Annotated in this window: 14 protein-coding genes; all 14 read right to left on the reverse strand. The window is 39.1% G+C overall.

Annotation, left to right across the window (positions count from 1 at the left end; translation table 11 throughout):
- Window positions 1-51: 51 nt before the first annotated feature.
- The gene (locus ACMX9J_RS11610) at window positions 52-1,140 is read right to left on the reverse strand and encodes a BMP family lipoprotein (RefSeq protein WP_028411388.1); all 1,089 of its coding nucleotides are present in this window, start codon (window positions 1,138-1,140) and stop codon (window positions 52-54) included.
- 133 nt (window positions 1,141-1,273) lie between these two features.
- Complete coding sequence (locus ACMX9J_RS11615) at window positions 1,274-1,999, reverse strand: GntR family transcriptional regulator (RefSeq protein WP_028411389.1); 726 nt, start codon at window positions 1,997-1,999, stop codon at window positions 1,274-1,276.
- A gap of 640 nt (window positions 2,000-2,639) precedes the next feature.
- Window positions 2,640-4,997 (reverse strand): FtsK/SpoIIIE family DNA translocase, encoded by a 2,358-nt coding sequence (locus tag ACMX9J_RS11620; protein ID WP_047749914.1) that lies wholly within the window; start codon window positions 4,995-4,997, stop codon window positions 2,640-2,642.
- A gap of 138 nt (window positions 4,998-5,135) precedes the next feature.
- Window positions 5,136-5,345, reverse strand: coding sequence for a YlzJ-like family protein (locus ACMX9J_RS11625; protein ID WP_028411391.1), 210 nt, complete (start codon window positions 5,343-5,345; stop codon window positions 5,136-5,138).
- Entirely contained in the window at window positions 5,342-6,094 is a 753-nt protein-coding gene (locus ACMX9J_RS11630) for a ClpP family protease (protein WP_013058820.1), read from the reverse strand. Before ACMX9J_RS11630 ends, ACMX9J_RS11625 begins: the two co-directional genes overlap by 4 nt.
- A 105-nt stretch (window positions 6,095-6,199) precedes the next feature.
- Window positions 6,200-7,867, reverse strand: coding sequence for a ribonuclease J (locus ACMX9J_RS11635; RefSeq protein ID WP_168761239.1), 1,668 nt, complete (start codon window positions 7,865-7,867; stop codon window positions 6,200-6,202).
- A 194-nt stretch (window positions 7,868-8,061) separates the two neighbouring features.
- A complete protein-coding gene (gene dapA / locus ACMX9J_RS11640; protein WP_013058822.1) occupies window positions 8,062-8,934 on the reverse strand; it encodes a 4-hydroxy-tetrahydrodipicolinate synthase in 873 nt (290 codons plus the stop codon).
- 75 nt (window positions 8,935-9,009) lie between these two features.
- Complete coding sequence (gene dapG, locus ACMX9J_RS11645; protein ID WP_028411393.1) at window positions 9,010-10,242, reverse strand: aspartate kinase; 1,233 nt, start codon at window positions 10,240-10,242, stop codon at window positions 9,010-9,012.
- 39 nt (window positions 10,243-10,281) lie between these two features.
- Window positions 10,282-11,325 carry an aspartate-semialdehyde dehydrogenase gene (asd, locus tag ACMX9J_RS11650; RefSeq protein ID WP_013058824.1) on the reverse strand — a complete coding sequence of 348 codons (1,044 nt, stop codon included), beginning with the start codon at window positions 11,323-11,325 and terminating at the stop codon, window positions 10,282-10,284.
- Between the two features lie 191 nt (window positions 11,326-11,516).
- Entirely contained in the window at window positions 11,517-12,122 is a 606-nt protein-coding gene (locus ACMX9J_RS11655; RefSeq protein ID WP_013058825.1) for a dipicolinate synthase subunit B, read from the reverse strand.
- Window positions 12,122-13,021 carry a dipicolinic acid synthetase subunit A gene (gene dpaA, locus ACMX9J_RS11660; protein WP_013058826.1) on the reverse strand — a complete coding sequence of 300 codons (900 nt, stop codon included), beginning with the start codon at window positions 13,019-13,021 and terminating at the stop codon, window positions 12,122-12,124. The genes ACMX9J_RS11655 and dpaA overlap by 1 nt, the downstream gene beginning before the upstream one ends.
- A 188-nt stretch (window positions 13,022-13,209) precedes the next feature.
- Window positions 13,210-13,476 carry a YlmC/YmxH family sporulation protein gene (locus tag ACMX9J_RS11665; protein WP_013058827.1) on the reverse strand — a complete coding sequence of 89 codons (267 nt, stop codon included), beginning with the start codon at window positions 13,474-13,476 and terminating at the stop codon, window positions 13,210-13,212.
- A gap of 98 nt (window positions 13,477-13,574) precedes the next feature.
- Window positions 13,575-14,819, reverse strand: coding sequence for an insulinase family protein (locus tag ACMX9J_RS11670; protein WP_176343469.1), 1,245 nt, complete (start codon window positions 14,817-14,819; stop codon window positions 13,575-13,577).
- A gap of 28 nt (window positions 14,820-14,847) precedes the next feature.
- Window positions 14,848-15,828 (reverse strand): polysaccharide deacetylase family protein, encoded by a 981-nt coding sequence (locus ACMX9J_RS11675; RefSeq protein ID WP_033579798.1) that lies wholly within the window; start codon window positions 15,826-15,828, stop codon window positions 14,848-14,850.
- Between the last annotated feature and the right edge of the window lie 22 nt (window positions 15,829-15,850).

Here is a 15,850-nt window from a genome sequence, read left to right on the forward strand (position 1 = left end):
GTTTTCACTAGCCTTTTATACTCATATAATCATTGCTTAACAGATATCAGCTTATTTTTTAAGCGTTTTTTCAAACTCTTTAAATTCTTTATCCGTTTGAGGCACTGTAATGTCACCGTCTAGAATTTTTTGCTTATACTCATCAACTGCTTTTAACGCATCTTTGCTTACATTATCTTGTGATGGAGCAATCCCCACTCCGTCTTCTTTTAAGCCAAACACAACCTCTTTACCGCCTGGGAATTTGTCGTCCATTGCTTGTTTTGCAACATCTTCTACAGCCAGGTCAACGCGTTTTACCATCGAAGTTAACGTTACGTTTTCAGGCATACCTTCTTCATGCTGATCGCGGTCAACTCCAATTACCCAAACCTTTTTGTCTTTACCGCCTTTTGAACGGTTTTTAGCTTCTGTAAATACGCCGTTTCCAGTACCGCCAGCCGCTTGATAAATAATATCAGCGCCTTTGCTGTAAATGGTAGAAGCGATAGCTGAGCCTTTTTCTGGAGAGTTAAAACTTTCCGCGTATTGAGAAATAACTTCAGCGTCTGGGTTTACAGATTTAACACCTGCTTTAAATCCGTTTTCAAACTTCTTGATTAATGGAGATTCAACGCCTCCGATAAAGCCGATTTTGTTCGTTTTCGTTTGTTTCGCTGCCACTACACCTACTAAGAAAGAGCCCTGCTCTTCTTTAAATAGAATGCTCGCCACGTTATCTAAGTTTTCTGATTTTAACGTATCGTCTACTAATGCAAAGTTAGCATCTGGATACTGCTTTGCTGCTTTTTTAATGTCTTCTTTTAACAAAAAGCCAATTCCATACGTCAAGTTGTAGCCACTCTCAGCAAATTTAGAAAGGTTGCTCTCGTATTCAGATGCTTTTGTAGACTGCAAATATTTGTATCCAGTCCCTTCATCAAGTCCGTTGTCTTTCCCAAACTTTGTTAGACCTTCCCAAGCAGATTGGTTAAACGATTTATCATCTACCCCGCCCGTATCTGTTACCATTCCCACTTTAAAATCCGCTGCTTTTTTATCTCCGCTGCTCTTATCTGCGTCGTTTGAGCCACACGCGCTTAAAAGTGTTCCTGCCGCTAATACTAGTGATAATGCAAGTCCCGTTTTACGTTTTAACATGTTTTAACCCCCTGAATAGTTTTAAAAGTATAAAGCCAATTTTCTATTTCGTCCCTGTGACCTACATTTGACACCTCCTTAAAAGGACAATGTTAAATAGTTGTAAATTTTCTGACATTTAACCATAAAAAAACTAGACGCGTTTACGCAGTACTTGGAAACTAAATTGATCTGCTTTAAAATAATTGATGGAATATAAAATGGGTTCATCATACTGGTCATAATGCATTTGTTTCAGCACAAGCAAAGCGGTTTCTGGCTCGCATTGTAAAATAGGAGAAACTTTTTCATGATAGCCTAGAGGCTCAATATTTGCCACGGCGTATGAAATGTGCTTTCCTGCTTGTTTTTCAAGAATTTCTAGCAAAGATTCCTGTTTGTATTCGAAATTTTCAGGCAATATTTTTTGAGGAACCTTGTCCATGCAATATACAACAGGCTCTCCGTTTGCCGTTCTCACCCGTTCAACAAATAAAATCTGTTCGTCTTCCCCGCAAGCAAAACGTGTTAAATCATTTTCAGACAACTCTTGTATTTGAGAAGATAAGAAGATTGTTCCGGCCTTCATACCAGCTTGTTCAATCATATGTGTTATACTATTTAATTGCTCAATCCCTGACAAAAAAGTAGGCTTCGTGTTGACAAATGTTCCCACGCCGTGTCTGCGAACAATAATATTCTCTTCTTCTAATATGCGAAGTGCCTCACGTAGCGTTGCGCGGCTAACCCCTAGCTGCTTTGATAAATCAAACTCTGAAGGGAGTCTTTCCTTTTCTTTAAAAATTCCTTTTTCTATATTTTGTTTAATTTTATCAATCACTTGTAAATACAAGTGCCGATTATCCGCACGTATAGACATCACTCTTCCTCCATATTAAAAAGTCATCAGACCTCTGATGTTCGACTACTTAATCGAAAATAATATATCATTTTTCGACAGATAAATAAATAGGTTATATTAATTTTTTGTTAAAATTTTTAATATTTTTTTAAAAAAATGAATTTTTGTTATTTTTTAATGTCAGCATACCTAACAACCTACTTTTCTTCTAATATTAGATAAAACCCAAACATTTTAGTCATTAAATTTTTTAATATTCGTTTTTATTTTATTTATTTAGCATGACATATTTTTGTATAATACTATTCTTACCGTCTCTTCTTCCATAAAAAAATGAGGTTGAGACATAACTAAATGAATCCAATCTAAAGACAAACAAATAAGATACATGAGCTGAAACGCTTGCGACACCGCAGTTGATTTCCGTGCAAGACTTCGGTTTCCACGGGCGGGCGATGGGCCTCCTCGTCGCTTACGCTCTTCCCGCAGGAGTCTTCACCTTGTCTTTCAGTCAACTGCTAGAAGGAACGAAACGGATGAAACCTATATTCACCCTAACAAAAAAAACGAACCGCTAATCAGACATGTTGATTAGTGATTCGTTTTTCACTTAGGCTAAAATACTTTTGTCCCAGCTCCATCTTTTCTAATAACCTTATTAAGATCCAACATCTTCATTTTGCTGAGAAATCAACACCGAACGCGGCTTACTTCCTTCGTAAGGCCCAACCACTCCACGATCTTCCATCGCATCGATTAAGCGTGCAGCCCGGTTATAGCCAATTCGAAAGCGTCGCTGCAGCATAGAAACAGAAGCTGTTTGCATTTCTGCCACAAGCTGAACCGCTTCGTCATACAGCTCATCTGCAAAATCATCGACTTGTTCAGGGGCATCTGTTGGAATCATTTCTTCTTGATACTGTGCTTTTTGCTGTGCAATTACAAAATCAACAATCTCTTCTACTTCTTCATCTGATAAAAAGGCACCTTGCACACGCACAGGTTTTGAAGCTCCAACAGGCATGAACAGCATATCTCCTCTTCCTAGAAGCTTCTCAGCTCCTCCCATATCTAGGATCGTACGAGAGTCAGTTTGTGAAGATACACTAAAAGCGATTCGGGAAGGAATGTTTGCTTTAATAACTCCAGTAATAACATCTACTGATGGTCGCTGTGTAGCAATAATCAAATGAATGCCGGCAGCACGAGCCATTTGAGCAAGACGTGTGATCGAATCTTCGACGTCAGATGAAGCAACCATCATCAAGTCAGCCAACTCATCAACAATCACCACAATATAAGGAAGAGTCGGCTGTTTTGCATCGGCGTCTCCATCATCATTCATACGTTTTACTAAATCGTTATACCCTTCAATGTTTCTCGTTCCGCTGTGTGAGAACAACTCATAACGTCGCTCCATCTCACTTACAACTTTCTTTAATGCTTGAGAAGCTTTTTTCGGATCTGTTACGACAGGAGCCAATAAATGGGGAATACCATTGTACATATTCAACTCAACCATTTTAGGGTCAATCATCATTAATTTTACTTCATGAGGCTTTGTTCTCATTAAAATACTAATAATAATACCGTTGATACACACACTTTTTCCGCTTCCTGTTGCCCCTGCTACAAGCATATGAGGCATTTTATTAAGCTCTGCTAGCACAGCTTCGCCTGAAATATCTCTTCCTAAACCAACTAATAGCTTTTTATCAGGTCGGTTATTTTCAGTCGCTTCAAGTACTTCTCTAAGTGAAACCATCGCTACTTCTTCGTTCGGCACTTCAATTCCTACCGCTGATTTCCCGGGAATTGGAGCTTCAATCCGAATATCTTTGGCAGCTAATGCAAGTGCTAAATCATCACTTAAATTGACAATCTTACTTACTTTTACTCCTACATCAGGATATACTTCATATTTTGTAACAGCTGGTCCAAGGTGAACTTTTGCCACTTTTGCTTTTACGCCGAAACTTTGAAACGTTTTTTCAAGCTTTTCGGCATTTTTATAAATGTTTTTATGCTCTTTTGCCTGGTTACTTTTCTTTGGCATCGTCAATAGCTTGATAGGAGGAAGCTCATACTCTTTATTTTCCGTTTCAGTAAAGGTAATCATAGGAGCTTTTTCTTCTTCCTGTTCCTTTTGCGGCCTTGGCTGTTGCGGTGCAGCAGCTACAGGCTTCGATTCCATAACCGGAGGCACCGGAGCTATAGGAGCAGCAGGAGATTGACTAGACTCTTCCTCTCCATAATCAAAGTGTTCAATAATTGGAGGCGAAGGTGCTTCCACTTCTATTTCCACGCTTTCTTCAGGTTCTTGAACAGCTTTTTCTTGGCGTCTCTTTTTTGTTGTTTTAGGGGCTTTTTTCTTCTTATGTTTCCACGTCTGAATATCTTGCCAGCCTTCTTTTAACTCCGTTGTTAAAAAATTAACTAGAGGTGACAGAAGTTTTAATACCGTTTCGTGAAGCGAACGTCCGGTAATGAGCAGTACCCCAATCACAATAAGCAAGGCAGCGATAAGTTCTGTTCCTAAGCTATCAAACAGATAGTAGAACATGGCAAACATAATAGCTCCTATCATCCCTCCCCCTAAATCACTGTGATTCGATTGTCCCGTTGCTTCGAGCATATACAAATCCCACGTATTCATAATGACAGATGGATCTGTAAACGTTCCGTTTTTCGATAAATTTTCAAATAACGTCACGTGACTAAACAGTAAAATAGATAAAATAATGAGGTATGTACCGATAAGCTGCCGCGTCACTAAAGGAGGCATTTCTCTTTTCCAAATAATATAAACAGATAGAATAACCATTCCGATTAAACACAGCATATACCATTCGCCAATAAATAAGCGGACCACGAGTACAAGAGCCTGTCCTACAGCACCGAGTCCTGCCATGGCAATTAACGTTAACGCTAATAAAAATAAGCCAATAAGCTCAAAGCGCAATATGCGTTTCCATTCATCCTTTTTTATTTGACCTCTTCGTTTTTTCTTTGCCATTTTTCCACTCCAATCAACGTCCAACACCCTATGTTGATTTTGTTTCTTTTATCAGTTGAATAAAAAAGCAGCCAATACAGCGGCTGCCTTCTTCGTCATATTCATTATACCATATTCACCATAATTATACTGAAATCCTTACGACAAAATTTGACCAGGATAATAATTTTCATTCAAATAATCTTGAGGATTCGTGCTTAAAACCCTCACAATTTGCTGTTGTTTTTGTTCATTTTCTTCAACGATAACCGGGATTCCATTATGATTAATAAGCTTTGGCTGAGATTGTTCTTGATGATAAGACTGCTGAAAAATCAGTTCTTGTGGCATCATTGTATATAAAATCATTGCAGCAGCTGCTCCTCATTCTGACGTCCTTGCTCAATCAGTTCATTCAATTTTTTGATTGCTTGAGCAACTCCGCCTACTTCGTTAATTAACCCGTATGAAACAGCATCTCCGCCAACTACATTTGTCCCGATATCACGCGTTAAGTTCCCTTTTGAAAACATAAGTTCTTTAAACTTTTCTTCTGAAATATGAGAGTGTTCTCTCACAAAGTTAATCACGCGCTCTTGCATTTTATCTAAGTATTCGAATGTTTGCGGTACACCAATAACAAGACCCGTTAAGCGAATGGGATGAATGGTCATGGTCGCTGTACCGGCAATATACGAATAATCAGTTGAAACCGCAATTGGAACACCGATTGAATGTCCGCCTCCTAGCACAATGGACACAGAAGGCTTGGATAACGAAGCAATCATTTCCGCAATGGCAAGACCTGCTTCTACATCTCCACCTACTGTATTCAAAATAATAAGCAATCCTTCAATTTTTGGATTTTGTTCAATCGCCACAATTTGCGGGATGACATGCTCATATTTTGTCGTTTTATTTTGAGGAGGCAGCTGCATGTGCCCTTCGATTTGTCCTACAATCGTTAAACAGTGAATATTAGAATCCTGAGGAAGCTGAGCCACGTTGGTCTGTCCCAATTGTTGAATTTTATCTAATATTCCGCCCTTGCTTTCTTCATTTTTATTAGGCTGCTGAGGCGCTTCATCAGAATGTAATCTTTCGTTATTTTCAAACATATTCTAGCTCCTTTCACTTATTGATAGTAGTAGTATGAACTTCTCATAGTTATTACATCCGCATCAGCTGCAAATAAAAAGCCTTCCCAGCGGGAAGGCTTCACATTAGATTTCCATGATAATCGGTAAAATCATCGGTTTACGACGGGTTTTTTCATATAAAAATTGATTTAAACTTTCTCTCATTTTTAATTTTAATGAAGACCACTCGATCACTTTGTCTTCCATACACTTTTCTAAAATTTGCTGAACAATCTTCGTTGCTTCTTCTAAAAGCTTTTCTGATTCTCTTACATAGACGAATCCGCGGGAGATGATTTCTGGCCCCGCTACTACTGTTTTTTGACGTTTATTAATCGTAACTACTACCGTTAAGATTCCGTCCTGTGACAGCAGCCTGCGATCCCTCAGAACGATATTCCCAATATCGCCGACGCCTAGTCCATCAATGAGCGTATTTCCCGCTTGAATAGAACCGCTAGGGTACATGCGAGCATCTTTAAACTCAACTCGCTCACCTTTTTCAAGCAAACAAATATGATCTTCTGATATTCCTAATTGACCGGCTAGCTTTGCATAAGCTTTTTGTTTTCGATACTCTCCATTCACAGGCATGACATATTTCGGCTTTGTTAAGTTAATCATAAATTTTAATTCTTCTTGACTGCCGTGTCCGGAAGCATGCACTTTCTTCTGAGCAAACACTACGCTTGCTCCTAAACGAAAGATGACGTCAATTGTTTTTGAAAAGGTCGTTTCGTGCCCCGCCACGGGTGTAGCAGCCAGCAGGACCGTGTCATCTTGTTTGATTTGAATAAATTTATGGGACTGTTTAGCCATTCGAGTAAGACCTGAAATCGGCTCTCCGTGATGACCTGTTGTTAAAATAACCGTTTCATGTTCTGAAAGATCCTTTAGCTTTTGCACAGGAACAATTAAATCCTCAGGCAGCTGCAAATGTCCAAGTTTTGCTGCAATATCAATGATTTTCAGCATACTCTTTTCCATAACGATCAGGTTACGGCCATGCTGATATGCGGCATGAATAACTTGCTGAATACGGTGCAGATTGGAACTGTATGCAGCAACAATGATTCGACCTTTGCTTTTATAAAAAGCGTCGGTAATATTTTGTCCGATGACGGCCTCGGAAACTGTATAGCCTGGCTTATCCGCATTTGTACTGTCTGAAAGCAAACACAGGACGCCTTTTTCCCCAATGGCAGCCATTTTTCCAATATCAGCGCTTTGAATGCTGACTGAGTTTTGATCAAATTTAAAATCACCTGTATATACAATCGCACCTTGATTGGTTTGTAAACAAATGCCGACTGAATCTTGTATACTGTGCTGCGTTCTAAAAAATGAAATATCCACTCCTTCAAACGATAAAACCGTTGACGAAGTGATAGGATGTAAAGCCTCATATTTTTTAATTCCATACTCTTTTAACTTTTCTTTGATAAGTGCTAGCGTTAATTCTGTACCATATACCGGCACGTCCAATTTTTGAAGTATAAAGGGAATAGCCCCAATTTGCTCTTCATGTCCATGAGTAACAAAAATGCCTTTTACGTTCTGCTGATTTTCTACTAAATATGTAATGTCAGGAATGACAATATCAATTCCTAACATTTCCCCTCCCGGAAACTTTGACCCTGCATCTAACACATATATGTTTTCATTGATTTCCACCACATACATGTTTTTTCCAAGTTCTCCGACTCCACCCAAGGCTGAAATTTTAATATTTTCTGTCTTTTCTAGTACCATAAGTTCCTCCTACTTACTTTCACCCGTACAATTTCATTTGCTTACATTATAACTGAAGTAAGAATTGGAATACAAGAAATTTCATTCGTCTATTTCCGTCATGTGCTCTTCTATTATCTTATAAGAAAAAAACGTCTCTTCATCAACTCGTATATACGGTCAATGAAGAGACGTTTAAAAAACATACTTATAGCTTATAGCGTATTTAATGTGCTGACTAACGTTTGGCGTTCTTCTTCCGTTAACGGAACTAAAGGTAATCGTACCGATCCTACGTCTAACCCTTTTAGCTGTAAAGCTGTTTTAACAGGCGTTGGACTTGGAGCCGCAAAAAGAGATTTCATCACAGGTACAATACGCTGATGAATTTTTGCTGCTTCTTTCGGATTTCCTGACTCATACAACTTAACCATCTCTTGCATTTCATTTCCAATAACGTGAGAGGCAACAGAAATAATGCCAGTTCCTCCAATTGCTAATACCGGCAGTGTTAAGCCATCATCACCGCTGTATAAAGCAAAATCATCGCTTGTTTGTGCGATAATAGCTGTCATTGCGTCAAGGTCGCCGCTTGCATCTTTTAACGCTACAACATTTGGCAGTTCAGCTAGGCGTACAATTGTATCCACAGACATATTGATCACGGATCGCCCTGGAATATTGTATAACATGACAGGCAGCTCTGTACTTTCAGCAATTGTTTTAAAGTGCTGATATAAGCCTTCCTGATTCGGCTTGTTATAATAAGGTGCTACAATCATAATCGCATCTACGCCGATTTCTTCTGCCTTTTTCGTTAATTCAATTGATGCATACGTATTATTGCTTCCTGTACCTGCAACAACAGGTACACGGCCATCTACTACCTTTACTGAGTGGCGGAACAGCGCCAGCTTTTCTTCTGTTGAAAGCGTAGGAGATTCACCAGTTGTTCCTGCAATAACCAACGCATCTGAACCGTTGCTGATTAAATAGTTAATAAGCTGCGTTGTTTTTTCAAAATCAATATTTCCTTTATGATCAAAAGGCGTTACCATCGCTGTTGCGACTTTCCCAAAATCAATCATGTTTTCACTCCTTGAAATTGCATTATCCCTATTCATGTAATGAACCGTTAGCTTATAGCTAACGGAACATGTAGTTTATCTTTTTTGCGGTGCTTTTGACAAGTCAAAGGCACCATGAAGAGCATTAACGGCTTTCTTTAAATCCTCTTCTTTTACAAGCACCCAAATCGTCGTATGGCTGTCAGCAGATTGTAAAATCTGAATACCTTCGCTAGAAAGAGCTGTAACAATTTTAGATGTAACACCAGGCACCCCTGCAATTCCTGCTCCAACCGTTGATACTTTGGCACAGTTGCGAATAACAGCCGGCTCATACCCTAGCGCATGAAGCACATCAATTGCTTTGTCAGTTGCTTCATCTGTTACCGTATATACAACACCCTTCGGTGAAATATTGATAAAATCTACGCTGATTTTTTCTTGTGCCATTGCTTTGAATACCTCTGCTTGCGTATCATAATGGCCTTCTTTACTAAAAACTTTAATTTGAGTCACGTTAGATACGTGGGCGATTCCTGTTACAAGGCGTTCTTGCACATCGCTTCCACGCTGCTGTGCTTCACCTTGAGATGTAACGAGCGTACCTTCTGAATCAGCATACGTGGAACGGACGCGCATCGGTACTTTTGCTTGCATGGCGATCTCTACGGCACGTGGGTGAACTACTTTTGCACCTTGATAAGCCATGTTGCATATTTCGTTATATGTGACAACGGATAGCGGTCTTGCATCTTCTACAATACGCGGGTCCGCTGTCATCACACCTTCTACATCCGTGAAAATGTCAATGTAATCAGCCATAAGGGCTGCACCTAACGCTGAAGCAGATGTATCGCTACCTCCGCGTCCAAGCGTTGTTGTATCACCTTCAGCAGTTGCCCCTTGAAAGCCTGTTACGACAACGACATCATATTCTTCTAATTCTTTTAACAAACGGTCGCATTTCATTTCTAGTATCTTGGCATTGGTAAAATCATCATTCGTCACAAACCCTGCCTGTGCACCGTTTAATGCTGTAGCTTTAATCCCATTTTCGTTTAATAAATTTGTAAACACAACCGATGAAATTAATTCTCCGCATGCCATAAGCATATCAAGCTCACGTTTGTTAAGAGACGCTTTATTTCCATCAACAAGTGAAAGCAATGTATCCGTTGCATACGGTTCACCTTTTCGTCCCATTGCCGATACAACAACGACTACTTTGTAACCCTCACTTAATGCATTATTTAAATGATAGATTGCTCTTGCTCTTCCTTCTTCGTTACGAACGGAAGTTCCTCCAAATTTTTGGACGATTATTTTCATACTTACACCTCATCATGTTCCGAGACACTCTGGTTGCGCTTATTTTACTAAGCTAAGCTTAATAAGTGATTCTGCAATTTGTACAGAATTCCAAGCTGCACCTTTTAACAAGTTATCAGAAACGATCCACATATGGAAACCGTTATCGCGATCTAAATCTTTACGAATACGGCCGACAAACACATCTCGTTTACCTACACAGTCTGCTGGCATTGGATATACTTGATTTTCTGGATCATCTTGCAATACGATACCAGGTGCATCAGCCAATAAATTTTTCACATCAGCTACCGTTACACCGTCTTTTTCAATTTCAATGTACACTGACTCTGAATGACCTGTTACAACCGGTAGACGAACACAAGTAGCAGCTACTGGCAATTCAGGCATGCTCATAATTTTTTTCGTTTCATTAATCATTTTCATTTCTTCAAATGTAAAACCGTTATCTTGAAATTTATCAATTTGCGGAATGGCATTAAAAGCAATTTGATAATGTTTTTTATCTCCACCAACCGGTAAAATTTCCGGTGTAAACTCTTTTTCTTCTAAAATAGCTTTAGCTTGTTCTTTTAATTCATTAATTGCAGCAGCGCCTGCTCCAGAAACGGCTTGATACGTTGATACTAGCACTTTAGATAAGCCGTATGTTTCGCGTAATGGCTGTAATGCTGCTACCATTTGAATTGTAGAGCAGTTTGGATTAGCAATGATTCCGTTATGTGCGTGTAATGCATCTTCGTTCACTTCCGGCACAACTAACGGGACATTTTCATCCATTCGATAAGCGCTTGTGTTGTCTACAACGATTGCTCCGCGTTTTACTGCCTCTGGTGCAAGTGCTTTTGAAATGCTGCCGCCTGCACTGAATAAAGCAATGTCTACGCCTTCAAAGCTATCAGGAGTTGCTTCTTGCACAACAACTTCTTCTCCGTTAAACAACACTTTTTTACCAGCTGAACGAGCTGAAGATAATAACGTTAATTTACCAACTGGAAAATTACGCTCCTGTAGGGTTTTAATCATTTGTTGTCCTACTGCACCTGTTGCTCCTACTACTGCTACATGTAATTCTCTTGTCATTTTAATACCGCCTCCAACAATTTTCAACTACTCAACATTTATCTGCATATACTGACTATTTTAACATATTATTATGCTTCATTGCGTCAAAGAAGAGAAGATTTTTAAAATCTTCTCTTCTTTGAGATTGAGAGTTCTCTTACAGCCGCAGTATTGAACAGATTCATACAACAGCAAGAGGCATATATGTCCTATGACTCTTGACCGTCGCGGAACCTTTCGACAATAACAGGCTGAATCTGTTTATCTTCAAGCGCTGCGTACACCGTGTCTGATAACATCGTCATACGCGCTACCATTGAATTTGGTTTAAGCACCGGGTCATCTTGACCAAATGGAATAAAATAAATATTTTTAGTCGCCATTAGCCTCATTAAGTTTACACCATTTAGCCCTAGTGCGTCATTAGTCGAAATTCCCAGTACCACTGGCTTATTATTACGAAGCGTTGCTTTAGCTGCCATGAGTACCGGAGATTCAGTCATTGCATTCGCAAACTTACTCATCGTATTCCCAGTGATTGGGGCAACTACCATACAATCAAGCGGAATCTTTGGTCCTAGAGGCTCTGCTTTTACAATTGTATTGATGACGGCATGACCTGTTAATTCCTCAATTTTCTTCACCCAGTCTTCTCCATCTCCAAAACGAGTATTTGTGGATTGTACAGTGTAAGAAACAACCGGTAACACTTCTGCTCCCAAATTAACAAGCTTTTCAATTTCCGGCATAACCGCATCATACGTACAGTGAGATCCGGTCAAGCCGAATCCTATTCTTTTACCTTTTAATGACATTATTTTTTCTCCTCTCTCGCATCCGCAGCGTCTTTTAATAAATTCACTAATACATTAGCGACAATCTGACCTGCTGTTTTTGGAGCCACAATCCCTGGAAGACCAGGTGCTAAAATAGCTTTAATTCCTCGTTTTTCTGCATAGCGGAAATCGGTTCCTCCAGGCTTTGAAGCTAAATCAATAATGAGCGCGTGGGTCGGGACATTAGATAATGTCTTAGCCGTTAAGATAGGGTATGGAATGGTGTTAATACATATATCACTATCAGCAATTTCTTTATCGAGTTCAGAAAGATAGAAAGGCTGCAAACCCATTTCAGCAATACGTGCTAAATGTTCAGATTTTCTAGCTCCTACTTTTACATTGGCACCAAGTGCAGCAAAGGACCTCGCCACGCTCATTCCTACTCTTCCTAAACCTAGGACAGAAATATTTGAACCGTGAATGGTAAAATCCGTATGTTGAATAACAAGCATGATGGTACCTTCAACAGTAGGAATAGAGTTATAAATTGCTACATCATCACGCTCAAATAGCTGAACGAGTTTACGGTTTGTCGTTTTGACTAATTCGTTTAAATACCCATTGCTAATACCAGAATAAATAATGCAGTGCTCAGGCGTTTTTTTAAGTATTTCTTCAGTCAATACTACTTTTTCATTTGAAAAAATAGTATCTACTTGCCCTTCGTGATTTGTTCCAGGCACTGGAAGGATGATGGCGTCAACATCTGAAAAATCCAGCTCCTCTATCTGATATTTCGTCGCACCTGTAAAACCATGATCTAGCTGATCAAAACCAATAAGAGAGGTTTTTGCATCTAATTGAATTAATTTTCGAATGACTTCAAGCTGCCTAGCATCACCGCCAATTACAGCTATGTGCAAATCCGTTAACATGTTTCATTTTCACCTTCTTTAACATTAAATAGATGTATCTTTCGCTTAAACCATCGAGATGTAAAGTGCTATCATTACGCCCTAGAATGCCTATTGCTTTTCTTCAACATACTATGTAAACACACAGGAATCGGTGAATCTTTATCCCTGAAAATAAAAGAAACGAGATGCAGGAAGCATCTCGTTTGTTATTTTGTTGACTCATTATTTATGTCTTCTAGCTGATGAACATTTACAATCACCATATCCGTACCAATTTTTTCGATATTCCCCCACGGCACTCGCACTTCATCTCCTTGTTTTCGAAATCCAAACCACTTCACAGATGGAATAATAAGCGCATTAATTTGTCCCGTATGTTCATTAATTTCAAGATCTGTTTGCCCTAAAATACCCAAACGCTCTGCTCGCTTAACATCTACAATTTCTTTTCCACTCAGCTCACTTAATCTCATGAAATCCCTCCTTTCATCTAATTTATTGAACAACCATACAAAAAATGACATAAAAATAAGGCTGGCTCAATTATTTTAGCCAACCTTACTTTTATGGTTTAATTTCCTTTAAAACCCTTAGGTAAATCTCCACTCGGGCTTATTAATGAAAGCGCAAATTCGTCTTTGAAAATATCTCGTGCAAGACCATTTACACTATCTTTAGTCACGGCATTAACAAGGTCTAAAATCTCATCTAATGAACGGTGATAGCCCAGCATTAACTCATTTTTTCCGTTTCTGCTCATACGGCTATTTGTACTTTCAAGACTCAGCATTAAGTTTCCTTTCAGCTGCTCTTTGCTGTTAGCAAGTTCTTTATCTGTAATACCTTTGTCTTTCAAATCATAAAGCGTTTCTTGAACCGTATCATATAATACGTCGAGCTGATGGCTTCCAGTTCCCCCATAAATCGTTACAAGACCACTGTCTCGATAAGAAGAATGATAAGAGAAAACAGAGTAAGCCAAGCCGCGCTGTTCGCGGACTTCTTGGAACAAACGACTGCTCATGCTTCCGCCAAGCACGTTGTTTAATACAATTAAGCTATATACATCTTCTCCGCCGATTGGCAAACCTTTAAAGCCAAGGCAAAGATGAGCTTGTTCTGTCTCTTTTTTGCGCGCAATATGATTTGTATAGAACTCAGGCTGAACATATTGATGAGCGGAATGACTTGACGTATATGTACCAAAATAGTTTTCCACCTGTTGTATAAAACTCTCATCAATGTTTCCAGCTACTGAAATAACGATGTTTTCAGGAATATACATTTGCTCCATATATTGACGAAGCGAATCACCGTTAAATGTTTTTAACGTATCTTCCGTTCCTAAAATTGGATACCCTAATGGATGATTGCCATATACGGCTTTTCCTAATAGATCGTGTACAATATCGTCAGGTGTATCTTCATACATTTTAATTTCTTCATATACAACATTTTTTTCACGAGCTAATTCCTCTTCATCAAATGAAGAATTAAAGAACATATCCGCCAGCACATCTAGCGCTTGATCTGCGTGTTCGTCTAATACTTTTGCATAGTAGCACGTGTATTCTTTAGAAGTGAATGCATTTACTTGTCCCCCAATGCGGTCGAAGCTTTCTGCAATTTCACGAGCAGATCTTGTTTTTGTTCCTTTAAAAAACATATGTTCAAGAAAATGTGATACACCATTAATTTCAGGGTGTTCACTTCGAGAACCCGTTCCGATCCATACCCCAATGGCCACAGATCGAACAGTTGGGATATTTTCCAATACAATTCTTACACCATTTTTGCACGTATATCGTTTTATCAAGCTAGTGCCTCCCTTTTGCTTATCTCACTTACTTCTTAGTAGAAGAAGGTAGTTTCATCATTCGTTCTTCATCTAGCATCGTTGACACATCGCTAACTTTCAGGCCTTTGCGTTCAATATCGGTTAACAATTGGTCAAGCGATTCAGCCGTTGATTCAGTCGGGTGCATCAGTACAATAGCCCCTGGATGAATCTTTTTCATTACTCGATTAATTAACACTTCTGAACTCGGCTTTTGCCAATCGATTGTATCAACTGTCCACATGATGGTACTCATTTTTAACTGAGAAGCAAGCGTTACTACTTCGGGGCGAAAACTGCCGCTCGGCGGAGCAAACCATTTTACTTTTTGTCCCGTAGTAGATGTAATAATATCATTCGTTTTTTTAAGCTGCTGATTGATTTGACTAGCCGATAAAGTGGCCATATCAGGATGAGAATAAGAGTGATTTCCCACTTCATGCCCTGCGTCTACAATCATTTTTGCCATATCTGGATTATTTTTAACCCATTTTCCTTCTAAAAAGAAGGTTGCTTTAGCATGGTGCTTTTTCAGCACTTCTAACATTTTAGGCAAATACTCGTTCCCCCATGCTACGTTCACTGTAAACGATACCATAGGCTTTTCATCGTGTCCACGGTAGATAGGTTCCTGTGGTAAATCCTTCAAGTGAACCTTTGGTCTAACCTGTTTGTAAACTAATTTTTTTTCATCAAATTTACCCGCAGGTTTCATATTTTTATAAGAAGCAGCAAGATCAACTTTTATGCCGTTATAGCCAGGAACCCGTTTCCAAACAGGATCGATTCGTGCATTCGCCGCTGGCTTTTCATAATCTTTTGCTTTTTCTTCAATCTTTTGATATAACGCATCATGCTGAGCTGATACAAGTTGTACATCGGATTTAAGTGCTTCTATATATGCTTCAGCAAAAGGATTATAAATAGATTTATATGTAATTGCCAGTAAAAATAGAAATGCTGTAAATTGCACAATGGTTCTCTTCACTTATCCTTCCCCCTTTACCATT

It is taken from the genome of Priestia sp. RMT2NF4, assembly GCF_047872835.1.
Taxonomy (GTDB): Bacteria; Bacillota; Bacilli; order Bacillales; family Bacillaceae_H; genus Priestia; species Priestia zanthoxyli.